Origin of the sequence: Paraburkholderia antibiotica (assembly GCF_012927125.1) — a bacterium.
Classification (GTDB): Bacteria; Pseudomonadota; Gammaproteobacteria; order Burkholderiales; family Burkholderiaceae; genus Paraburkholderia; species Paraburkholderia antibiotica.
This window is the reverse complement of the sequence record NZ_JABBFZ010000037.1, coordinates 14,965-38,180: the sequence shown is the minus strand read 5'-3', so window position 1 is coordinate 38,180 and position 23,216 is coordinate 14,965. Positions and strand designations below refer to the sequence as shown.

Sequence of the window (23,216 nt, the reverse complement as noted above, 5' to 3'; positions counted from 1 at the left end):
GAACGCGGCTGAGTGCGTCCGTCGGGTTCTCTTCGTCATCTTCCTGGTTCCTTTGTCGGCATTATCGCCGGCTCAGGCCCCGAGCGTTCCACTTATCCGACCGTCCGAATTTGCGCGCCCACTTCTGTTCCGATTGTACCGGGCATGAGTAGACGGCCTGGAATACGGTACCGGCATGTGGGCCGTATGCCCACCTAGCGCCAGTCCGTCGCGACGTCGTCAGGATCGACCAGCGTCAGTCCCGAGGCGGGCAACGGCAGCGCCGTCTTGTAGCGGACCTGCTTGAGCGCAAAGCTCGAACGGATGTTCGAGATGCCCGGAATCTTGGTCAGATGATCGAGGATAAAGCGCTCCAGCGTATGCATGTCCGGCATGACGACGCGCAGCAGGTAGTCCGCGTCGCCCGTCATCAGATAGCACTCCATCACCTCCGGACGCTCCGAGATCGCCTGCTCGAAGCGTTGCAGCGCGTTTTCGATCTGCTTTTCCAGACTGATCTGAATGAACACGTTGATCCGCAGGCCCAGCGGTTCCGGGTTCAGCAACGTGACCTGCTGCTTGAACAGACCCAGCTTCTCGAGTGCGCGGACGCGGTTGAAGCACGGCGTCGGCGACAGGTTGACCGAGCGCGCCAGTTCCGAATTCGTGATGCGGGCGTTCTGCTGCAACTGGCTGAGGATGCCGATGTCGATGCGGTCGAGTCGGCGGGGGGGCGTAGTCATGGATGAAATATTCCGTGGAGAAGCGGATTTCCGGAATAAATACACTACCGCATCGTCGGATCGCAAGCAAATGAGAGGCTTATTTTGTGCATGGATGGCTAACATGTATCGAACCTCTCACCAGTTGAACCTCTTCCTCCTGGCGTTGAACCATGACGAACTTATATAGCGGTGGCGAACAGATGCGATCATTGGGACGAGTCATCGAACAGAATGATTCGGATCCCGAAGAAACGCGTGAATGGATCGATGCCCTCGACGGCGTCATCGCGCAGGTCGGCAAGGACCGCGCGCAGTATCTGTTCGACCGGCTCGCGGCGCATGTGTTGTCGGTGGGGATGGAGTCGTCCCGCGCGCGCATCACGCCTTACGTCAATACGATTCCGCTCGACCAGCAGCCGCGTTACCCCGGCAATCTCGAACTCGAAGAGCGGCTCGCCGCCGCGTTGCGCTGGAATGCGCTGGCAATGGTGGTGCGCGCGAACAAGGCGTATGGCGAGCTCGGCGGTCATATCGCGAGCTACGCATCGGCGGCGGATCTGTTCGAAGTGGGCTTCAATCATTTCTTTCGGGCGGGGGCACCGGGGGCGGCCGAGGGGACGGGGGGCGACCTCGTGTATTTCCAGCCGCACTCGTCGCCGGGCGTGTATGCGCGGGCTTATCTCGAAGGGTTCCTGAGCGAGGAGAACCTGCAGCACTACCGCCGCGAGATCGGCGGCCCGGGCTTGTGCTCGTATCCGCATCCGTGGCTGATGCCGGATTTCTGGCAGTTTCCGACTGGCTCGATGGGCATCGGCCCGATCAATTCGATCTACCAGGCGCGCTTCATGCGCTATCTGCAGAACCGTGGACTCAAGCATACCGAAGGCCGCAAGGTGTGGGGTTTTTTCGGCGACGGCGAGATGGACGAACCGGAATCGACCGGGGCGCTTTCGCTGGCCGCGCGCGAAGGGCTCGACAACCTCGTGTTCGTGATCAACTGCAATCTGCAGCGGCTCGACGGCCCCGTGCGCAGCAATGGCCGCATTATCGACGAACTCGAAGCGCACTTCGCCGGTGCCGGCTGGAACGTGATCAAGGTGATCTGGGGCTCCGACTGGGACGCGCTGTTCGAGCGCGATCGTGCGGGGGAGTTGGTGCGCGCGTTCGCGCATACGGTCGACGGTCAGTTTCAGACCTTCTCGGCCAATGACGGCGCCTATAACCGCGAACGTTTCTTCGGCCAGAATCCCGAGCTTGCGGCGCTCGCCGCGCAACTCTCCGACGACGACATCGACCGCCTGCGCCGCGGCGGCCACGACGTGCGCAAGCTTCACGCTGCGTACGCGAAGGCACTTGCGCATCGCGGCCAGCCGACGGTCATTCTCGCGAAGACGATGAAAGGCTTCGGCATGGGCACGGCGGGGCAGGGCCGGATGACCACGCACCAGCAGAAAAAGCTCGACTTCGACGACCTGAAGGCGTTTCGCGACCGCTTCCGCCTGCCGCTCTCCGATGACGACGTCGAGCAACTTCGTTTTTATAAGCCAGCAGCAGACAGCCCGGAAATGCAGTACCTGCATGCACGCCGGGCGGCACTCGGGGGCTATCTGCCCAGAAGGCGGAAAGTCGCATCGAAGGGGCTGACCGTCCCTTCGATGCAAACCTGGGGGCAATTCGCGCTGGAAGCGGGCGACCGCGAGATGTCCACGACGATGGCGCTGGTGCGCATGCTGACCGCGCTGCTGAAGGATGGCGAGATCGGTCCGCGCGTGGTGCCGATCGTCGCCGACGAGGCGCGCACCTTCGGCATGGCCAACATGTTCCGTCAGGTCGGCATCTATTCGCCGCTCGGGCAGCTGTATGAACCCGAGGACCTCGGTTCTATGCTCTATTACCGCGAGGACACCAAAGGGCAGATTCTCGAAGAGGGTATTTCGGAAGCGGGCGCCGTGTCGTCGTGGGTGGCTGCGGCAACCTCGTACAGCGTGCACGACCTGCCGTTGCTGCCGTTCTATATCTACTACTCGATGTTCGGTTTCCAGCGTATCGGCGATCTGATCTGGGCAGCGGCCGATCAGCGGGCGCGAGGCTTTCTGATCGGCGCGACGTCGGGCAAGACGACGCTCGGTGGCGAAGGCCTGCAGCATCAGGATGGCACGAGCCACCTGGCGGCTTCGACGATTCCCAATTGCCGCGCCTATGACCCGGCCTTTGCGTATGAGGTCGCGGCGATTGTCGACGAAGGCATGCGCGAGATGGTCGAGCATCAGCACGACGTGTTCTACTACGTGACCGTGATGAACGAGAACTACGCGCAGCCGTCGGCGCCGCAAGGCAATCCGCAGGCATTGCGCGAGGGCATTCTCAAGGGTATTCATCGGTTGCCGGTCGAATCGGAGGAAGCACCCCGCGTTCAGTTGCTCGGCTCCGGTGCGATCCTTGGTGAGGTGATTGCTGCACAGCGGATGCTTAAGGACGACTGGGGTATTACGGCAGCGGTGTGGAGCGTGACGAGCTTCACCGAGTTGCAGCGGGACGGTATGGCAACCGAACGTGCAGCGCGTTTCGGCGAAGCGTCACGGGTGCCTTATCTCACCGCGGTGCTCGATGCTTCGGCGGGGCCTGTGGTTGCCGCGACGGACTATGTGCGTGCGGTGCCGGAACTGGTTCGGGCCTATGTGCCACGTCGCTACGTGACGCTCGGTACGGATGGTTTTGGGCGAAGCGATACCCGTCAGGCGTTGCGTGAATTCTTCGAGGTGGACCGCGCGTCGATCGTGATCGCTGCATTGAAGGCGCTTGCGGACGAAGGTGAGGTCGAGTTGGCTCTTGCAGGTGAGGCACGTCAACGGTACGGCAAGGACATAGCTGGCGGTGCGGCTTCGTGGGAGCGGTAAGTTCGTTTTCTCTAACCGGGCCTTGATCACCCGCGTTGGCCGATGTGTCGTACAAGGGAGATCAACGCCGCTGGCGCTGCGAGTGTGCATCGATAGGGGCGGGAATCAAACATGATGACGGGGCGATGAACAGGCGTCGCTTTCGGCCATGATTGAAAAAAGTGGATGCCGACATGCCGCGATACCCGGGAATGTCGGCGTCCATGAGGTGATTGCCAAAACCCTCCGCGCGAAGCTGTTCCGGGAAGGTCTGCACGGAAGCCCAGCGAGGTTAATGCTTGTCCTCACGATTGCTCGCCCTTTTCTTCGCGGTCCGTCTGTTTCCACGGCTGCAGCTTTGATCCGTGCAGATTGCCTTACTCAAGAAACTCGCGTATCAACCCGACAGCGCGCGTGATGTCGTCTTCGCCGACATCCATGTGCGTCACGAGGCGCAGCCGATAGTGACTGGTCGTGACAATCCCGTGTTGCGCGAGATGTCGTACCAGTTTGTCGACATGCTTGCTTGCGCGTCCACGAAGCTCCAGAAACACCATGTTGGTATCGGGCGCCTCGACGCTCGCGTTCGCCAGTCCGGAGAGTCCTTTGAACAGACGCTTTGCGAGCCGGTGGTCATCCGCGAGTCGCTCGATGTGATGATCGAGGCCGTAATGAGCCGCTGCCGCCAGAACGCCGGCTTGCCGCATCGCGCCGCCAGCGACCTTGCGAATGCGTCGCGCCCGTGCGATGAAGTCGGCACTCCCGCACAGGGCGCTGCCGGCAGGCGCACCGAGTCCCTTGCTGAAGCACACCGATACCGAATCGAAATAGCTTGCGATGTTGCGTGCTTCGATCTCCGGCCGCAACCCACTGAAGGCAGCCTGAGCCACCGCGGCGTTGAATAGTCTTGCGCCGTCGAGATGGCTAGACAGGCCATGCTGAGCCGCAAGTTCGGTCGCCGCCTTGAGGTAGTACTCCGGTATTACGCGACCACCCAGCGTGTTCTCGAGTGCCAGCAGGCGGGTTGTCGCAAAGTGTTCATTGCGAGGTTTGATTTCCTCCACGATGCGCGAAAGCGCGAGCGTCCCGTCTGCGGCATGTTCGATCGGCTGCGGCTGGATGCTACCGAGCACGGCTGCACCTCCACCTTCCCAGCGATAGCAGTGAGCCATCTGGCCGACAAGGTATTCGTCGCCTCGCCCGCAGTGCGCCAGCAGCGCGCACAGGTTGCTCTGGGTACCGGTAGGAACGAAAAGGGCGGCTTCGAAACCGAGCATGCCGGCGATGCGTTCCTGAAGCGCATTGACCGTCGGATCTTCTCCGTACGTGTCGTCGCCAACCGGCGCTCGTATCATCGCTTCGTACATGGCCGCGGTGGGCCGCGTAACCGTGTCGCTCCTGAGATCCACGATGGCGTTCATGCGGCTCCCATCCTGCCGTCGAGTTCCTTGTTCACAATCGACAGCCAGTACGCAATCCCCAAGGGCAGTGCCTGGTCGTTGAAATCGTAGCGCGGCGTGTGAACGTTGCCGCCGCCGTCACCTTCATGGCGACCGTTCCCGATCAACACATAGGCGCCGGGGCGCATGCGCATCATGCTCGCGAAATCCTCGCCGGCCGTGACGCGAGGATGGTTGCCGATTACAGCGTCGACGCCTGCCACGTCGATGGCTGCCGCGAGTGCGCTATCCGTTGCATCAGAATCGTTGATGAGCGGCTCCGAGAGCCACCAGCATTTGACGTCGGCGCTCGCACCTTCGCTTTGCGCAAACGCTTTGGCATGCGCGGTGATCCGTGTCTCGATCAGTTCCTGCACTTCAGCTGTGAAGGCGCGCATGGTTCCCGAAATCTGCAGTTTGGCGGGGATGACATTCAGTGCATTCGGATCGCCCGCGCCGATGTGCCCCACACTGATGATCGCGGTCTCCAGCGGAGGCACGTTCCGGCCGACAATGGTCTGCAGTGCAAGCAGGAAATGCGCGGCGACCACGCTGAGATCGACCGACGTATGCGGGCTTGCGCCGCCATGCCCTCCCGAGCCGGTGAACTCCACCTGGAAGCGCCCCGAGGCGGCCATCATGGCTTCTTTTCTGATGCCGAACTTGCCGAGCGGCAGCACGGGGTAGGAATGCATGCCAAATATGCGGTCGCATGGGAAACGCTCGAACAACGCGTCGCCCATCATGGCGAGCGCTCCACCGCGTCCCTCTTCGGCCGGCTGAAAGATCACGTGGACGGTTCCCGCGAAGTCGGGATGTTCGGCAAGCGCCTGCGCCGCGCCGAGGAGCATGGCGGTATGCCCATCGTGTCCGCATGCGTGCATTCGGCCCGGGATCGTCGATGTGTGCGCAAACGAATTGAATTCGCACATGGCCAGTGCATCCATGTCGGCACGCAGGCCAATCGAGCGGGAGCCAGGGCGTTTTCCCCTGATGGTTCCCACCACGCCGGTCTGGGCGATGCCCTGCGTCACGTCGATACCCCATTCCTGCAGTTTTGAAGCAATGATGCCCGACGTTCGGCGTTCTTCGAAGCCGAGTTCCGGGTTCGCGTGGATGTCGCGTCGAATCGCGGCGATCTCGTCGATGTGCCGGTTCGCGATTGCAAGCAGGCCATTCATTGCGCGGCTCCTTGCTTGCATAGCCTGGAGTCGGAAGTCGTCCGCAGCAGTCTGTTCAACGTAGTGACGCGTTTCATAAGCAGAGCCCTATTGTGATTTTAAGTCGAAGAGAAAATATAATTTCTATTGCTAAATAATATGTTCTGTAAAACAGATGCTATTCGGGCATTCAACTGTGCGCACCATCCAGTGTGTGGGTATGGCAGATATGCCGTCCAGCCTGTCGAGGCACTCCCACCGGCGGAGCATATTGATAGCTGATATATGGCGAAGACCTCACCGGAGTGTTCGATTCACAACTTGCACGACAATCCATCAGCGCTGTTGATCATTGTCGGTTGAGCGTTTGAGATGCTCAACTTGCTACAGAAGCGTGCCTGCCGATTACCTGATCGCTCGATTTCAAACAGCACGAGCAGTCGCGTTGAGACGTGCCGCACCCGGAAACAGACAGGTGCCCACGATTCCAAGCAGCACGCTGAACTCGACGTAATAGATCGGAGCGAGATTGCTTCCCGTCACCTTCACAAGCCACGTGTTGGTGAACGGCGCCAGGCCACCGAAAATCATCGCGGAGAAGTTGTATGCCAGTGCGGCTCCAGTCGACCTGACTTCCACTGGGAAGATTTCTGTCAAGGCAACGGGAGCCGGTCCCCATATGAAGCTCATAAAGAACGAGACGCCGGCCTGCATCGTCAGCAGGGAAATGAACGAAGGCGCAGCAACGAAATGATGAAAGAGCAGCCACGCAGTGACGCCATAACACACGATCCCCGGCAGCAGCACAGATTTGCGTCCATACCTGTCGGACAGGTGGCCGGTGAACGGGCAGAGCGCCACGACGATGGCGGTGCTGAGAAACGTACTCAGATTCGCCTCGGTCGCCGGGATGCCGAGTTGTTGTCGCGCGAAAATCGGAACGAAAAAATTAAAGACATACGAGGACACGGTGCCGACAACGCAAATGCCGATGGCGGCAAGCATCGCGCGCGAATGATGTGAGAAGAGTTCACTCAGCGTGGTTCTGGCGATCCTCCGCGCGCCGCGACTGTTTGCCCGGGCAAGCGCGAGAAACTCGGGCGACTCGTCGATTTTCGAGCGGATCAGCCATCCTACAGGACCGACGAGAACACCGAACAGGAACGGCAAACGCCATCCCCATGACTCGAACTGGACCGTATTCAATTGTGACGTCAGCAGCCATGCGACTGCCGCACCACAGGAAATCGACAGGGCTTGCGAGCACATCTGGAAGCTACCGAAGAAGCCGCGGCGGTCGGAGGGTGCGAACTCGATCAACATCGTGGTCGCGCCGCTGAATTCTCCACCTGCGGAAAGCCCCTGGATCATGCGTGCAACCATGATCAGGATGGGTGCGGCAAGACCGATCGCAGCGTAAGTCGGCAGCAGGCCGATCATGCCCGTGCCGACGGCCATCAGGATAATGGTGACGGACAGCGCCCGCTTACGACCCATGCGGTCGCCATACATGCCGAGCAGGACACCGCCGAGTGGCCGAACCGCGAATCCCACGCCAAAGGTTGCCAGAGTCAGCGACAATGAGGCGAGCGGATCACCCGCGGGAAAATAGAGCTTCGCAATCGTCGCCGCGAACATCCCATAGATGACGAAATCAAACCACTCAAACGCATTGCCCAGCACTGAAGCGAATACAACTTTTTTTAGCATGGCCGGTGACGACGCCGGTTTCGTGCTCATTCCTGTCTCCTGTGATGAATTGACTGAGCCTGATAGTGGCCCGACTTCACTTCTATTGTTGGCTTGGGTGTGTGGCGTGCCGGCTTGCCCGACTGACGTTTCCGGTTGCCAGGCAGGCCGCACCGGAATGTGCCTGCAAATCTTTCGATCGGAACGTCCCCAAGGCGCGGCAAGGGGTGCCGAACGGTTACCTGGTCTCGCGGCCACCTGCGCGATCCGGCGCGGATGCGCCTTCCGTGCTCACCATGGAAAGAAGCATAGGCGGACAGATTCAGTGCGAGAAGCCGCAATCCCGTTGTCTCGACAACCGCTGGTTTTCATCGGAAGACTTCCGATCTTCGTTGGACACCGCCATGGCATTGCCATATCGCAGGACACGCTGGTCCTTCCGGGCCGTTCTCTCGCGCGAACGGGCACGCCCCGATGTCTGCAGAAATGGTGTGAGCGGTGCCTGGTCTAGAAGGCGAGGGTCAGCAGATCGAAGAGGGCCCGGTCCCTTTTGGCGGCCGAACGGGAGCGCTGCTTGATCACACTGCGCAGGCAGTCCACAAAACACTTGGCAGTGGGGTTGCGCATCGCGGTGCGGCGGGTGATGACGTCGAGGTGGTTCGCCTCGAAGCGTTCGGTGAGATTGAGCGCCTGTATGCCGTCCCAGTTGGGCTCGAGAACCAGCAACGGCTGCGAACAGTAACCGAGCATGTCGGCATGCTGCACCAGTTCGAACATCAGCGAGCTTGAATGCGCACAGTGCAGCCGATGCGATTCGATCGTCACACCGTGCTGCCAGAAGAGATTGCGCATCATGGCGGGGTAGCTCGCGGGTGTGTAGTTCACCACCCAATCGTCTTCCAGAAGCTGATGCAGCGACGTCCTGTCTGCACTGGGATGGCCACGCCGTGCGACGACACACGACTGATAGGTCATCAGCGGTTCGCTGTCGAATTCCTGAACCGACATCGCGGCTGTAAATGAGCCCACCATCAAATCGATGACGCCGTCGCGTAGACGGGGGAGCGCAACGCCGGTCAGGCTTTCGAAGATTTCCAGCTGCACGCCCGGCATGCGCTGGCGAAAACGCTGGACCGTGTCGGCCAGAAAGGCCGGGACAATCCAAGGTGCGACACTGATGGCCAGCCTGCCGGCGACCTCCCCACGAAGTTCACTCAATTCGGCATTTGCTCGCTCGAGCTGACCCAGCACCAGTCGTGCATGTCCCAGCACCTTGTGTCCAGTCTCGGTAAATCCGACGCCACCTGCACTACGCTGAAGCAGCGACAGCTGCTGCTCGCTTTCCAGTTCGCGCAACGCCTTGCTCACTGCTGTCTGTGACAGCCCGGTCAAACGGGCCGCTGCACGAATGCTGCCGGTATCAGCGACCGCGACGAGAGCCTGTAGCTGATGGAGTTTCATGAGAGGAATGAGCTGATTTGAGAGGTGAAAACCACTGGTTGTCAAGATAACACAACTGCAGCTTCCCTCGCGTATTCTGACTGCCTATGATCCAGGTCAAACGTGAGCGAAGCAATGGTCACTTGCCTGTCCGCACCTGTCAAGGATAGCGATTGCCGTTTTAGAAACGGCAATTAAAGTACCTTGGAAAGTACTCACCCAGAAAAAATTAAATTAGGAATATTAAATAAAAACTCTCAGTTCACGATGAACGGATAGGGAGAAGTAACGGAGTGCTTGACCTGTTGTTCATACGGATAACCATAAGGAGACTGTCCATGAAGCGTCATCTCGCGGTAGGTATGTTGTTGCAGGGCGTTGTTACCAGCATCTTTGCTCAGTCGTCGGTGACGCTCTATGGAAGCATCGACAACGGTCTTACCTATGTGAACAACCTGGGCGGACATTCATCCGTGATGTTCCAGAGCGGCATCAGCAAGGACAATTCGCTTGGCTTTACGGGCGTGGAAGATCTGGGCGACGGCATGACGGCGCTCTTCAAGATCGAGAATGGTTTCTCGAGCACGACCGGTGCGCTCGGGCAGGGAGGCCTGATGTTTGGCAAGCAGGCCTACGTCGGTCTGGCCCAAAACAGCGTCGGGCAGATCACGCTGGGCCGGCAATATGACTTCACCATCCTGCTCGACCCCTACATGTCCTGCTTTACCTGCGGGATATACAGCGTTGAAAACGCGGACCTCGATCGTGCCTCCGGTGAGCGGCTGAACAACTCGGCACAGTTCCGCAGCGCCGATTTTAAGGGTTTTACGTTTGGAACCATGTATGCATTCGGGCAGGGCGCCGGCGCACTGACAACCAACGCCGGACGCGCGATCAGCGCGAACGCGAAATATACCCATGGCCCGTTCTCTGCCATTGTCGTGTACACCGACATCAACGGTGCACCGATACGGGCCGGAAGCCTGGGCGTCCCGACCGTGCTCGGTGTGCCCGTTCAAAGCAGTACGACGCTTACTGTCGACAAGCAACGCATCGTGGCGGTTGGTGCACTCTACGAACTCGGTGCATGGACACCGTCCGTCACTTACTCGAACACGGAACTCAAACTCGGCGCAACTACTGCAACCGACCAGATTCTGCGCCTCGGAACGACATACCGGGTGCGGCCAGACGTGCTTCTCGCCGGGCAACTGTCGGCGGACCGGTTTCAGCAGGCGCGCTGGTACACGATAAACACGGGATTTCATTATTTTCTGTCAAAACGGACTGACCTGTATTTTGACGTTGCTGCGCAACGCGCTACCGGACCGGGAACGAAGGCGTCCGTATTCCTGACTGCACCGTCGTCAACAAACAGTCAGTTTGTATCTCACGCCGGTATCAAACATGTGTTCTAGGCTGGCGTCGGCGTGATCTCTCTCGCCGACGTGTGTCGCGAAACGCGACACACGTCCTGACATTTCCCTTCGACCAGCCAGTTCGACATTGACGAATCATCGGCGGCTCGTCGGTGTTACGGCAATGGTTCTGGCAGTGTTGGCGGCTTCCGATACAGAGTGAGACGTTGCGCTGACAACTACCATGATCGTATTCGGTGCCGCGTGAAGAAGTCTTTCTCAGTTTTGAGTTTACTTGCCACTGCAGTCAACATTGTCGCTGCTTCGGTTCGTCGGCCCGAATCGTCAACGTACAGGCTGTGACAGCTTTAATGTGGCCCGCTATTGCAGCCCGCTTCCCAACCCCCGGGTACGTGTCGTTTTCGACACGGGAGACACCTGCCTCACATACACGATGCTTCGCACACCCGGTTACGGCCAGTCGATTTTGCTTCATACAGGGCCGAGTCAGCCATCTTCACCAGCACAGCGCTATCGTCAATCCCGCGCCCGTGGGACATGACTACGCCGATGCTCGCAGTCACACGGCCGTACGGACTCTGGGCGTGTTCAATGTCGAGATCAAAAACAGCGTGCCGGATGGTTTCGGCAATGTTCGTGGCACCAGTCGCGTCGGTATCGGGAAGGGTCACTGTGAACTCTTCCCCACCATACCGGGCCGCGCGGTTGGGCGGTCGGCGAACGCACAGGGCGACGCATTGAACAACGGCCCGTAGCACCTCATCGCCCGCCTGATGACCATAATAGTGGTTCTACGCCTTGAACTGATCGATGTCGACGAACAGCAACGAGAGCGGATGGCCCGTGCGGTTGGCCTGTTGCCATTCCTTCAGCAACGTTTCGTCAAAGGTTCCCCGGTTGCTCAGCCCCGTGAGGGCGTCGGTACGCGCCAGACGCTGTAGTTTCGATTCCGCCAGCGGTCGCCTCGTGAGTTCTCGCGACAGCGAGCAGCGAGCCGCCCCCAAGGATCGCGCCGAACACTGCCATCGCGATCCCGAGTCGCGTGGCCCGGCGTTGCCACTCAGCGTAAATGTCGCTTTCTGCAGGCGCCACGTCGACGATGATCGGAAGTCCAGGTAAGTGCTTGCAAACGGAGAGTCTGCGAATCCCGTCAATTGAAGCAGCAAGACCCCGACAGAGTCGTATTCAGTGGCCACGCTCAACGTCGTGCAACTCATCCAGAATATCGAGGAACAATTCGATCCGACGTGTTAGCGGGCGTGACGCCTCGGTGATCGCGCAAATCGTGTTGTGAAATACCGGACCCTGCGGAAGTGCCTCGATCGCATAGCGCTGCGTTACCAGGTTCGCATAATGTTCCGGAAGCAGGCCAGCGTAGTCGCCGGTTGCGGCCAGCAGCGCAATCGCTTCAAGCCCCCCCGCATCAGGGCCACGCTCGAAGCCGTGATTGGCCAGCGTCTGCTCAACAAAAGGGTGAGGGCGGTAGACGAGGGGTAGGCGGTTGTGGGGTCCGTCTCCGGCCTGCAGGACGGAATAGACCCGATGAATTTCGATAAAAAGAGTGCGGTAGTCAAATACGCGGTCCTTCGCGTACATCCCGCTGATCGCCACGTCGACCCGACGCTCACGTAGCGCCTGGCCGAGGTTGGTGAAGGTCATGACGATGATCTCCGGCTGTACATCGGGGGCGCGCCGCTTGAGTTCGGCCAGCGCTTCCGGAATCCGGCACTGGTGATGGTTGATCAGATGTTCAACCATGCCGATCGATAGTGTGCCCGATAACACGCCGCGCACCGAATCGATCTCGGGCCGGATGCGCTCCAGAAACTTGAGTGCGTTCGTGGCAAGGTCCACCGCGACGACACCGGCCACGGTCAGCTTGAATCCCGTCGGACCACGCTCGCACAGGCGCACGCCCAAGCGCTCCTCAACCTCCCTGATATGGCGGCTGATTGACGCTTTCGACATGTTGAGCCGGTGTTCGGCGGCGCTGAATCCTCCGGCCTGGGCGACGGTGCAGAAGATGCGCAGCGAGCGCAGATCGCGCTCGTTAAAGTCCTGTTGGCTCATGGTCGAAAGGTCTCATTTTTCGAAACCATACCACTAAAAGAATCATTTTCCATGCGGTTCGCTGCGCACTAATATCCACTGCACAACGATCCATTAAATCAAGGAGACGACATGACAACCAGACTCAATCGCCGAGCCGCAATCAAGAGCGCCATCGCCACTGTGGTCATCGCTTGCATGCCGGCGCTGGCGCTGGCTGAAGGCGGTACGCTGGCCGACATCAAGGCGCGCGGGCAACTGACAGTCGGCACCGAAGCCGCCTACGAACCCTACGAATTCGTGCAGAACGGCGCAGTCGTCGGTTACGGGCACGACATTCTCGAATATATGGCGAACAAGCTGGGGGTCAAGCTGGTGCAGCTGAACCTGCCGTTCCAGGGCCTGTTGCCGGGCTTGTTGTCACACAAGTTCGACTTTGTTGCCACCAGCGTCGGCATCACGGACGAACGCGCCAAACGCTTTGCGTTCACTGAGCCGGTCGGCGAAGTGCGTTCAATGTTCGTGGTCAATGCGCGCAACGCGGCGATTGTCAAGCCGGAGGACGCGGTTGGGAAGACAGTCGGTACGCAGATGGGATCGCTGGCGCAGCCTGCATTGCAGGAGTACGACCGCCAGTTGAAGGCGAAGTACGGCAAGGGGTTCGCCGAAATCAAGTTGTTGCAGGCCTACCCCGACGTTAGCGTCGCGCTGAGTAACGGGACCCTGGACGTCGGGGTGGTGCCGTCGAACGTCCTGTCGGTGCAGGTGCGCCGCGAACCGGGTGCATTCAAGACCATCGGCGAGCTCGGCGAACGCAAGCTGCTCGCTTGGGTCGTCAACCCGCAAGATCCGGACATCCGTGCGTTTATCAACAGGACGCTGGACGAAATGCGCGCCAACGGCAAGTTGGCCGAGCTTCAGAAGAAATGGTTCGGAGAGCCCCTGAATTTGCCGACCTCCGACTATCTGCCCAAAGGCGCCCTCTGAACGAGGTATCAACATGATCGAGTTGCTCACTGCGCACGGCGCCCTCAAGCCCTTCTACGACGGTGTCGTGAAGGGTGCCGGCGTCACCCTCTACACCAGCAGCCTTGCATTCGCCATCGGACTCGGGCTTGGGACGGTGCTAATGGTGCTAAGGATGACCGGCGGGGCGGTTGTGCGCGCACCGATTGTGGTCTATGTCAGCGCCATGCGCGGCACGCCACTGCTGATCCAGTTGCTGATCGCCTACTACGTCGTGCCGAACATGCTGGGCATCAGCATTTCACCGGTGACGGCCGGCGTGCTGGCGTTGGCGCTCAATACCACCGCATACGTTAGCGAGATCCTGCGCGCCGCACTGTCGACCATCCCGGCTGGCCAGGCGGCTGCGGCGCGCGCACTGGGCATGCGGCCGTGGCAGATATGGGGCCATGTCCTGCTACCGCAAATGTTCCACCGGGCGGTGCCGCCGCTTACCAATGAATACACGGTGTTGCTCAAGGCCTCGTCGTTGCTCTCGATTATTGCAGTCACCGAGTTGGCTACTGTGGCGCGCAATGCGACGCTGCAGAGCGATTTGCCCTTGCAGGTGTTTGCGGTGACTGCAGCGGTCTATTTCATCATGCTGTGGTGTGCCTCGTCGATATCGCGGCGCATCGAACGCAAATTTGCCGGGTTGCTTCCAAATGTTCATTGATTTCGACATCGTCAAGCAAATCACGCCGGCATTGCTGCACGGATTGAAGCTGACTGTAACTGTCAGCGCCATCAGCATTCCACTGGGCATCGTGGTCGGCACGGTTGCCGCCTACATGGCCGACTCCAGGCGCGCCGTGTTGCGCGCTGCGGCGCTCGGCTATGTCGAGCTGGTGCGCAACATCCCCTTCCTGATCCTGGTGTACCTGTCCTTCTTCGGCTTGCCCAAACTGGGGCTGCACGCATCGGCGTTCTCGATTGCGATTGGCACCATGGCGTTTTATACCGGTGGCTATTTTTGTGAAATCCTGCGGGCAGCGTTTCGCAGCGTTCCGAAAGGACAGATACGCGCGGCACTGTCGCTCGGGTTGTCCGGCTGGAAGATCCAGCGCTTTGTGGTGGTGCCGCAGATTTTCGGTTTCCTGATTCCGCCCACCGTCAGTCTGGCGATCATGATGTTCAAGGACACGGCGGTGCTTTCGGTGATGAGTCTGCCGGAATTGACCTACCAGAGCAATCTGATGACCGCCGACACCTTCGCGTATCTGGAAGTACTCGGCACCACCGCGCTGCTCTACTGGGGAGCGAGCGTGGTCACGGAGGCCTTTGGCCGCGTCCTGGAAGCGCGTGCGGGCCGCTGGAGCCATCGCTGATCAGGTTTCTCTCGCCCAGCAACTTCAAGAATTGGAAATTCAAATGGAAAAACTGACTGTCGCCCCGCGTACCGGCCATGCCACGCTGCTCTATTCGGAGCTGGTAACCGATCTGGAAAACCTGACGGCCGATATCGCCGTGCTTGGCATGCCCTTCGGCTCGGCTTACGGACCGCGCTCCTTTACCAATGATCAGACAGACGCGCCGCAGGCGATCCGTGATGTCACCGACCGTATCGTGCGCGCGCCCAATCATTATGACTTTGACATCGACGGCCCTTTACTGCAGGGGCGCTCGGATATCCGCTTTGTCGACTGCGGCGACGTACTGCCCGACCTGTCCAAGCCCGGTGACCACCAGCGCCGCTGCGAACTCGCGGTGCGCCAGATTCTCAAAGGCGGCGGCCTGCCGATCGTGCTCGGGGGCGACCACGGCATTACGAACCCGGTGTTGCGCGCGTTCAGCGACAGCGGCCCGATCACGCTGGTTCACATCGACGCTCACCTCGATTGGCGTGACGAGGTCAACGGGGTGAAGGACGGGCTCTCCAGCCCGATCCGCCGCGCATCCGAACTCGGCTACGTGAAGCACATCACGCAGATCGGTCTGCGCGCCCAGGGCAGCGGCCGTCCGGAAGACTACGAGAACGCGCGCGCGCATGGTGCCGATCTCATCACGGCCTACGAGCTTCACGACATTGGCATGGACGCCGTGCTCGACCGTATTCCCGACGGCGGCAACTATTACCTCACTATCGATGCCGACGGGCTCGATCCAACGATCATGCCAGCAGTCGACGGACCGGCGCCGGGTGGCGTTACCTTTGTACAGGCGCGCAAGCTGATCCACGGGCTGGTAAAGAAAGGGCGCGTGGTCGGGATGGACATCGTCGAGATCCAGCCGTCCAAGGACAATGCCAGCAAGCTGACCTGCGTGACGGCCGGGCGACTGATCGTCAACCTGATCGGCGCGGCAATCAAGGCCGGCTATTTCGACAAGAAATGACGCTCCCGTCAACCCGAGCAACGTCTTCCGACCTTAAACAGGGGTCCGCCATGATCGAAATCAAGAATGTTTCCAAGTGGTATGGCAATTTCCAAGTGCTGACCGACTGCACCGCTCAAGTCGAGAAGGGTGAAGTTGTGGTGGTCTGCGGACCGTCCGGCTCGGGCAAGAGCACACTGATCAAGACTGTGAATGCGCTCGAACCGTTTCAGAAGGGTGACATCGTCGTCAATCGTGCATCGATTGCCAACCCGAAGACCAGCCTGTCCAAACTGCGCTCGCATGTGGGCATGGTCTTTCAGCACTTCGAGTTGTTCCCGCACCTGTCGGTTACCGCGAACCTGACGCTGGCGCAGATCCAGGTACTCAACCGCGGCCAGGAGGAAGCCAGGGTTCGCGGCCTCAAGATGCTGGAGCGCGTCGGCCTCCTCGCGCATAAGGACAAGTTCCCGGGGCAACTGTCGGGCGGGCAGCAACAGCGCGTGGCGATCGCCCGCGCGCTGAGCATGGACCCGATCGTGATGCTGTTCGATGAGCCGACTTCGGCGCTCGACCCGGAAATGGTTGGCGAGGTGCTGGACGTCATGGTGCAACTCGCTAACGAGGGCATGACCATGATGTGCGTGACGCACGAGATGGGATTTGCGAAGAAAGTCAGCGATCGGGTGATCTTCATGGATCACGGCAAGATTGTCGAAGACTGTCCTAAGGACGAGTTCTTCGGCCGCCCGGAGGCCCGTTCGCCTCGGGCGCTAGAGTTCCTGTCGAAGATATTGCAGCACTGATGCGTGAACCGGAAGCGAATCCGATGACTGTATCCCCCCCCAGCCCATACGACCCGGATGCCGGTGCGTCAGATAGCGGCAAGGCATCGTCGCGGCGAAGGCAGCCCAGGATAGTGTTGCTCGGCATGGGCGGTACGATCGCGTCGTCGGCCGGCGTCGCGACGCAATTGCACGACTACACGGTGACCGACACGGTCGAGGCGGTGCTGGCCGCCGTACCCCAGGCGCACGAACTCGCTGACATCCGTTGCGAGCAGCTTGCCAACATCGACAGTCATGCGATCGACAATGCCATGCTCCTACAGCTGGCAAGGCGGGCGGAGGCCATACTGCAGGACCCAGAGGTCGATGGTCTGGTGATCACGCACGGCACCGATACGCTGGAGGAAACGGCGTACTTCCTCAACCTGACGCTCAAGAGCGCCAAACCCGTCGTACTTGTCGGCGCGATGAGGCCGGCCACGGCGCTGAGCGCGGACGGTCCGCTCAACCTGCACAACGCAATCCGCCTGGCAGCCTGTGCCGAAGCCAGCGGCATGGGCGTGCTGGTGATGCTCAACGACCGGATTGGCGCAGCGCGTTACGTGACCAAAGCCAGCACCACCGTGACCGATGCCTTTCGTTCATTCGAGCACGGCAATCTGGGTGAGATTGCTGGCAGCGTGGTGTATCTCTTCAACACGCCGACACGGTTGCATACGCTAGCCACCGATTTTTCGCTGGCAGCGATCGATGAATTGCCGCACGTCGACATTCTCTATGACTATCAGGGGGCGGGAAGTCATCTCTACCGGGCGGCGATCGACGCGGGCGCGAGGGGCATCGTGCTCGCTGCGACCGGTAATGGCAGCCTGTCGCCAGCGGCCCGCCTGGGCGCCGAGCTGGCGACGCAGCGTGGTGTGATGTTCGTGCGATCGAGTCGGGTGGGGCAGGGTGTGGTGACGTCGTTGGCCGACGACGAGTCGCTCGGCCTTGTCGCGGCGGGTTCGCTCAACCCACAGAAGGCACGCGTGCTGCTGATGCTGGCATTGGGCAGAACACGCGATTTCCGCCTCATACAAGGATACTTCGACCGTTACTGAGTGAAGCGTACGGGGCGCCGACAGGCGGAAAGACGTCCGTGTCGGGAACGACGCGACAACGCACGCCCCACCCCTCGTGACGGCTATGACATGAGATGCGACGCTTCTAAAGGTATTGCGACCGCTGAACCTCGCGCTGCCATTAATACGGACAGCACCGACGCGTCATGTATCAACTCAACTCACAGAAACCAATGACCGAGGAGTCAGGCATGAACAAGGATGTCCGTATCGAACACGATCTGCTAGGAGAGCGCGAAGTTCCCGGCGAGGCATACTATGGCGTGCATACGTTGCGCGCGAAGGAGAACTTCCAGATCTCCGGCACCACCGTGTCGGCTTATCCAGAGCTGGTGATCGCGCTGGCGTCGGTGAAGCAGGCCGCTGCAGAGGCAAACGCAGAGCTGGGCTTGCTGCCCTCCACCCTGTGCGATGCCATCGTGGCCGCCTGCCGGGAGATTCGCGACGGCACACTGCACGACCAGTTCGTGGTTGACCTGATCCAGGGGGGCGCCGGCACGTCGACCAATATGAATGCCAATGAAGTGATATGCAACCGTGCGCTGGAGCTTATGGGCCACCGACGCGGCGAGTACGAGTACCTCCACCCGAACGAGCATGTCAACATGGCCCAGAGCACAAACGACGTGTATCCGACGGCGATCCGCATCGCCACGTGCTACGCCATCGACCGCTTGCTGAAGGCCATGGAATACCTGCGTGCCGCCTTCGCCGCCAAGGCGGTTGAGTTCGGGCACCTGCTCAAGATTGGGCGGACACAGTTGCAGGATGCAGTCCCGATGACGCTCGGCCAGGAGTTCTCGACCTATGAGGTGATGCTGGGAGAAGACATTGCCCGACTGACCGAAGCATCGGCACTGATTATGGAGATCAACCTCGGCGCTACCGCGATCGGTACCGGCATCACGGCGCACCCGGAGTATGCCGAAAGGGCGTTGAAGGCGCTCGTGAAGATCACCGGACTCGAACTGTCAACGGCGCCGAACCTGATCGAAGCCACCCAGGATTGCGGGGCTTTCGTACAGCTTTCAGGTGTGCTCAAGCGCATTGCCGTGAAGCTTTCCAAGACCTGCAATGATCTGCGCTTGCTGTCCAGTGGTCCGCGCTCGGGTTTTGGCGAGATCAACCTGCCTCCGATGCAGGCGGGGTCGTCGATCATGCCGGGCAAAGTCAACCCGGTGATTCCAGAGGTCGTCAATCAAATTGCTTTTGAAGTGTTCGGCAACGACCTGACAGTGACCTTTGCGGCGGAAGGCGGGCAACTGCAGTTGAACGCCTTTGAGCCGATCATAGCCTGTGCCCTGTTCCGCAGCTTCAAACATCTGACCAGCGGCTGCATGACCTTGGCCGATCGATGCATCAAGGGCATCACTGCAAACCCTGATCGTCTGCGCGAAAGCATTGAGCGCTCGATCGGATTGGTTACTGCGCTGAATCCGATCATCGGCTATCAGGCTGCGACCTCGGTGGCGGCCGAAGCGTATGCGAGCGGCACCAACGTGCGCGATGTGGTGCTACAGCGCAAGTTGATGACCGAGGAAGAGCTCGAAGAGGCCTTGAGACACGAGGTGCTGACTCAACCCCGTGCCTATGGGAAGGGCAGGCACGCCAGCTAATTTAAAGGGTTGTGGTGCAAAAATTGGGATCGGAGGCGAGCGAAGTGTGTGCAACCCCGTCGCTTCATGCCGCGAGCACGGCACTCCAGAGTGCAGACGGAGTTTGGTCTTTGATATGCAGGCGAGCGATGGCAAACTGGTTCTTGCGAATGCGATGCAGGAGTTCGATGCCGGCCAGCGTGATCGCCGCGAAGTCGAAGTTCTTGAATCCCAACATGGGGCCAGTCCTCGACTTGACGCCGCGATGATCCTGCTCGATCAGATTGTTCAAATACTTCGACGAGCGGCGCTTCGTGTCGCGCCACACCGGATTTTCGCCGGGCAGTTCGCGCACCGCCCGATGTGATGCCGCGTAACCATCGAGCGTGATCCTCGTGGGAGCCCGGCCCTGGGTTCTGAGCGCCGTGCGCAGGAAGGTTCCGGTGCAAATAGGATCGGTGAATCGGTTAGAGTTGTCGAAGCAAAACGAACTGATCAGCCGCGATGAGCAAGCTAAAGAGTCTGGAGGAGTTGTTCGGTGGACGCCATTTTGATCGTGAGATCATCATTCTGTGCGTTCGCTGGTATCTGCGCTACAAGCTCAGCCTGCGCGATCTGGTCGAGATGATGGCCGAACGGGGACTATCGCTGGCTCACACGACGATCCTGCGTTGGGTGAGACGTTACGGCTGAGACAGATTCAGCAGCGTCCCGAAAGGTATTCAAGTGATTTGGCATCTGAACATTTGATCCGCGGCGGCGGCACAAGCGATGCATTTCGGCGACAGGAAATTTTTATGGGAAATGCATCACCATCGATAATAAAGGTTAGCAATAGGACCACATCCTTCTCACGTATCAACCCCTGGTACTTCGCGGATTGGCTTATGATCGTGCCGTTAATCTCCGTGTGCGTGAGGCCCTACCTTTCCATGCGGGCATGGTGGTCGGCCGAACCGAGATACTCGATAAGTCGCTTGTTCACAGCCTTAACAAGGTCGTGATTGAACTTATTGAACGAGAACGCGCCGACAGGAACACGTCTGTCTCCGCTGTTGTTGTGCGCGACCACTTCCAATGCTGCGTTATCCGCACTTTCTGCAAGGACACGATTGCCGACAGGGTACTGTCAACTTAGCACAGGTCTAAGCACTGCGGGATCTGCAGGATATCTCATTAATATGAAAGCTGATTTTAAAAAACGCGATAAGCAGAACAGATGGCATGTTCAACGCTTAGCATCGCCAATCGGTAAAAGTATGCCGCATACTCTTCAAGGTAAAAAATATAGCGGAGGAGACGGTGGGTATTTTAAAGAAGCTATATGTTCAGGTGTTGGTCGCGATTGCGGTGGCCATCATTTTTGGGCTGCTTGCACCGCGGCAGGCGATCATGATGAAGCCTCTTGGCGACAGCTTTATCGGCCTGTTGAAAATGATGCTCAGCCCTATCATTTTCTGCACTGTCGTACATGGCGTCGGACATATCAGGGATTTCAGGAAACTTGGACGGCTGGGTGCCAAGACGCTGCTTTATTTCGAAGTAGTCAGCACGCTGGCAATGCTTGTCGGCTTTACGATCGTCAACATCGTAAGACCCGGCGACGGACTGCATGCGAGATCCCTGGTTTCCGCTGGGGCTGCAGAGGCTGCCGTCAAGGCTGGCAGCGGCGACTTCTCCTTTGTACACTTTCTGACCTCTATAATCCCGCACACGCTGGCTTCTGCCTTCGTGACTGGCGACATCCTGCCCGTCCTGTTTGTTTCGCTACTGGTCGGCTTCGCAATCAGCAGCTGCGCGAAACCTGACTGGATGATCTTTCGCCTGATCGAAGAATCACAGTCAATCGTCTTCAAGATCCTTGGTTTCATCATGCGGCTTTCGCCGATTGGCGCATTCGGTGCCATGGCGACCTTGGTGGGAAGCTATGGCGGCACGACCTTGCTCTTCCTGCTGCGCTACGTTCTGACCTACTACGTCAGCACACTGTTTTTCATCTTTGTCGTTTTGGGTGTTGTCGCAGCGATGGCACGCCTTTCCATTCTGAGGATACTGCTGCTGATCAAGGAAGAGGTCATTCTCGCAATGGGGACTGCCGCTAGCGAAGTGGCCTTTCCGCGCCTGGTCTCCAAACTCGAACAGGCTGGTTGCGACGAAGCAGCGGTCGGATTCGTGCTTCCTGCAGGCTACAGTTTCAATATCGACGGTGCCGCCCTGTATATGGCCTGTGGCATTGGCTTCATTGCACAGGCTACTGATACTCCGCTTTCGCTATCACAACAACTTGCGCTACTTGCCGTGATGATGCTGACGTCGAAAGGGGGCGCTGGTGCGGCCGGAGGTGCTGTCGTTAAACTGGCCGCCACTGTGCAAACTGCCCGCGTACTACCGCTTGCGGGAGTCGGCCTGCTGTTCGGCATAGACCGGGTACTCGCGATCGCAACCTCGACAACTAACGTTATCGGCAATGCAGTTGCTGTACTGGTGCTGTCGAAATGGGAAGGCATGTTCGATCAGAAGAAATTCGACGCCTACCTGAACCGCCAGCCCGCACATCCGACGGAGTCGGTCGACGTGCGTCCCAGTGAGCCAGTTCTCTGAGACCTTAGTCGATGCCCCACATTGCACATTCTTGAGACAAACAGTATGGACCAGACGAGCAATCAGCACCTCGGCCGTATAGCAATCGTTGGTTTTGGGGAAGTTGGCCCGATTTTCGCGCTGGCATTGGCAGCGCAGGGACATCAGGTCTCGGTTTTCGATATCAAGTTGCAGAATACCGCGACGCGTCACGCGATAGCAGAGCAGGCGACCCGGTGCGGCGCCCGGGCGACGGAGGATCTCGCAACGGCGTTGCTGGAAGCCCAGTTAGTTTTCTCCGCAGTCACGGCGAGTCAGGCCGAAGCCGTCGCAACGGCCGCGGCCGAGCATCTCGCGATGGGCCAGACCTTCATCGATATGAACTCGGTGTCCCCGTCCGTCAAGCAGCGTAGCTGCAAACAGGTCGAGTGCAACGGGGCGCATTACGTGGAAGCTGCTGTCATGGCCCCCGTGCCACCACACGGCATTCGCGTGCCGATGCTGCTGGGTGGCCACGTGTCTGCGAGGACTGCAGAGATTCTCAACGGCCTGGGGATGCGCGCAGAGTCGGTCGCGCAGGAAGTCGGTCTCGCATCGGCCATCAAGCTGTGCCGCAGCATCATGATCAAGGGCATGGAAGCGTTATGCGTTCAGTCGATGCTCGCGGCAAGGCAGTTCGGCGTGGATGACCGTGTGCTTGCTTCGCTTGCGGCAAGTTTTCCTGGCGTGGGATGGGATAAGGGCTACGAGGCGTATCTGATCGGTCGCGTGGTCGAACACGGGCAACGACGCTCTGAAGAGATGCGTGAAGCCGCGCTCATGCTTGAGGAGCTGGGAATGTCGGCGGATCTCGCGACCGCTGTCGCCGATGTGCAACAGGACGTTTCAGGCCGCGTCGCCTCGCTGGTGGAGGCGCTTGACCAGAATGGCAGCCTGCCTGAATGGCGCACGCTGCTCAAGCCTGCCTGATCCCTTGTCGATCCAGTTGATCTGACGAAGCGGACCGGTCCGGCGAGCCCCGGTCCGCTTCCCGCTCCCTGAAACGGTTCGGCCATTATTATTTGCATTACTAGCAAGA

17 protein-coding genes and 3 pseudogenes are annotated in these 23,216 nt (G+C 59.5%); 12 read left to right on the top strand and 8 right to left on the bottom strand.

Features of this window, described 5'->3' with window-relative positions:
- Nucleotides 1-194: 194 nt before the first annotated feature.
- A complete protein-coding gene (locus HHL14_RS31790; protein WP_169501568.1) occupies nt 195-722 on the bottom strand; it encodes an Lrp/AsnC family transcriptional regulator in 528 nt (175 codons plus the stop codon).
- Nucleotides 723-874: 152 nt separating this feature from the next.
- Here HHL14_RS31790 and mdeB point away from each other — a divergent pair, with 152 nt between their 5' ends.
- Nucleotides 875-3,601 carry an alpha-ketoglutarate dehydrogenase gene (gene mdeB, locus HHL14_RS31785; protein WP_169501567.1) on the top strand — a complete coding sequence of 909 codons (2,727 nt, stop codon included), beginning with the start codon at nt 875-877 and terminating at the stop codon, nt 3,599-3,601.
- A 356-nt stretch (nt 3,602-3,957) separates the two neighbouring features.
- On the opposite strand, the gene ltaE is transcribed toward mdeB, so the two are convergent.
- The 4 genes from ltaE to HHL14_RS31765 form a co-directional block, all read right to left on the bottom strand.
- A complete protein-coding gene (gene ltaE, locus HHL14_RS31780) occupies nt 3,958-5,001 on the bottom strand; it encodes a low-specificity L-threonine aldolase (RefSeq protein ID WP_169501566.1) in 1,044 nt (347 codons plus the stop codon).
- A complete protein-coding gene (locus HHL14_RS31775; protein WP_169501565.1) occupies nt 4,998-6,200 on the bottom strand; it encodes a M20 aminoacylase family protein in 1,203 nt (400 codons plus the stop codon). Before HHL14_RS31775 ends, ltaE begins: the two co-directional genes overlap by 4 nt.
- A gap of 402 nt (nt 6,201-6,602) precedes the next feature.
- Nucleotides 6,603-7,919: an MFS transporter gene (locus tag HHL14_RS31770; RefSeq protein ID WP_169501564.1), complete on the bottom strand. Its 1,317-nt coding sequence runs from the start codon at nt 7,917-7,919 to the stop codon at nt 6,603-6,605.
- Between the two features lie 456 nt (nt 7,920-8,375).
- Nucleotides 8,376-9,329 carry a LysR family transcriptional regulator gene (locus HHL14_RS31765; RefSeq protein WP_169501563.1) on the bottom strand — a complete coding sequence of 318 codons (954 nt, stop codon included), beginning with the start codon at nt 9,327-9,329 and terminating at the stop codon, nt 8,376-8,378.
- A 317-nt stretch (nt 9,330-9,646) separates the two neighbouring features.
- Between HHL14_RS31765 and HHL14_RS31760 the strand changes: the two genes are divergently transcribed.
- Nucleotides 9,647-10,726 (top strand): porin, encoded by a 1,080-nt coding sequence (locus tag HHL14_RS31760; protein WP_169501562.1) that lies wholly within the window; start codon nt 9,647-9,649, stop codon nt 10,724-10,726.
- 383 nt (nt 10,727-11,109) lie between these two features.
- On the opposite strand, the pseudogene HHL14_RS31755 reads toward HHL14_RS31760, so the two are convergent.
- Nucleotides 11,110-11,848, bottom strand: a pseudogene (locus HHL14_RS31755) (GGDEF domain-containing protein); the annotation flags it as partial.
- Nucleotides 11,849-11,872: 24 nt separating this feature from the next.
- Complete coding sequence (locus tag HHL14_RS31750) at nt 11,873-12,757, bottom strand: LysR family transcriptional regulator (RefSeq protein ID WP_169501561.1); 885 nt, start codon at nt 12,755-12,757, stop codon at nt 11,873-11,875.
- A 111-nt stretch (nt 12,758-12,868) separates the two neighbouring features.
- On the opposite strand from HHL14_RS31750, the gene HHL14_RS31745 reads away from it, so the two are divergent.
- The 7 genes from HHL14_RS31745 to aspA all read left to right on the top strand — a co-directional run bounded on the left by HHL14_RS31745 (nt 12,869) and on the right by aspA (nt 19,579).
- Nucleotides 12,869-13,723, top strand: a complete 855-nt coding sequence (locus HHL14_RS31745) for a transporter substrate-binding domain-containing protein (protein ID WP_169501560.1) — start codon at nt 12,869-12,871, stop codon at nt 13,721-13,723.
- A gap of 13 nt (nt 13,724-13,736) precedes the next feature.
- Nucleotides 13,737-14,417, top strand: a complete 681-nt coding sequence (locus HHL14_RS31740; protein WP_169501559.1) for an amino acid ABC transporter permease — start codon at nt 13,737-13,739, stop codon at nt 14,415-14,417.
- Nucleotides 14,407-15,069: an amino acid ABC transporter permease gene (locus tag HHL14_RS31735; protein ID WP_169501558.1), complete on the top strand. Its 663-nt coding sequence runs from the start codon at nt 14,407-14,409 to the stop codon at nt 15,067-15,069. Before HHL14_RS31740 ends, HHL14_RS31735 begins: the two co-directional genes overlap by 11 nt.
- A gap of 43 nt (nt 15,070-15,112) precedes the next feature.
- Nucleotides 15,113-16,075 carry an agmatinase gene (locus tag HHL14_RS31730; RefSeq protein WP_169501557.1) on the top strand — a complete coding sequence of 321 codons (963 nt, stop codon included), beginning with the start codon at nt 15,113-15,115 and terminating at the stop codon, nt 16,073-16,075.
- Between the two features lie 50 nt (nt 16,076-16,125).
- Nucleotides 16,126-16,860, top strand: coding sequence for an amino acid ABC transporter ATP-binding protein (locus HHL14_RS31725; RefSeq protein WP_169501556.1), 735 nt, complete (start codon nt 16,126-16,128; stop codon nt 16,858-16,860).
- Nucleotides 16,860-17,942, top strand: coding sequence for an asparaginase (locus HHL14_RS31720; RefSeq protein WP_329601770.1), 1,083 nt, complete (start codon nt 16,860-16,862; stop codon nt 17,940-17,942). Before HHL14_RS31725 ends, HHL14_RS31720 begins: the two co-directional genes overlap by 1 nt.
- A gap of 167 nt (nt 17,943-18,109) precedes the next feature.
- Nucleotides 18,110-19,579 (top strand): aspartate ammonia-lyase, encoded by a 1,470-nt coding sequence (gene aspA / locus HHL14_RS31715; protein ID WP_407945322.1) that lies wholly within the window; start codon nt 18,110-18,112, stop codon nt 19,577-19,579.
- Nucleotides 19,580-19,643: 64 nt separating this feature from the next.
- Here aspA and HHL14_RS31710 read toward each other — a convergent pair.
- Nucleotides 19,644-19,985 (bottom strand): annotated as a pseudogene (locus tag HHL14_RS31710) (DDE-type integrase/transposase/recombinase); the annotation flags it as partial.
- Between the two features lie 77 nt (nt 19,986-20,062).
- Between HHL14_RS31710 and HHL14_RS31705 the strand changes: the two are divergent.
- The 3 genes and pseudogenes from HHL14_RS31705 to HHL14_RS31695 form a co-directional block, all read left to right on the top strand.
- Nucleotides 20,063-20,248, top strand: a pseudogene (locus HHL14_RS31705) (IS6 family transposase); the annotation flags it as partial.
- A 612-nt stretch (nt 20,249-20,860) separates the two neighbouring features.
- The gene (locus HHL14_RS31700; protein ID WP_169501554.1) at nt 20,861-22,159 is read left to right on the top strand and encodes a cation:dicarboxylate symporter family transporter; all 1,299 of its coding nucleotides are present in this window, start codon (nt 20,861-20,863) and stop codon (nt 22,157-22,159) included.
- Nucleotides 22,160-22,204: 45 nt separating this feature from the next.
- Entirely contained in the window at nt 22,205-23,107 is a 903-nt protein-coding gene (locus HHL14_RS31695; RefSeq protein ID WP_169501553.1) for an NAD(P)-dependent oxidoreductase, read from the top strand.
- The last annotated feature ends 109 nt before the right edge of the window (nt 23,108-23,216 follow it).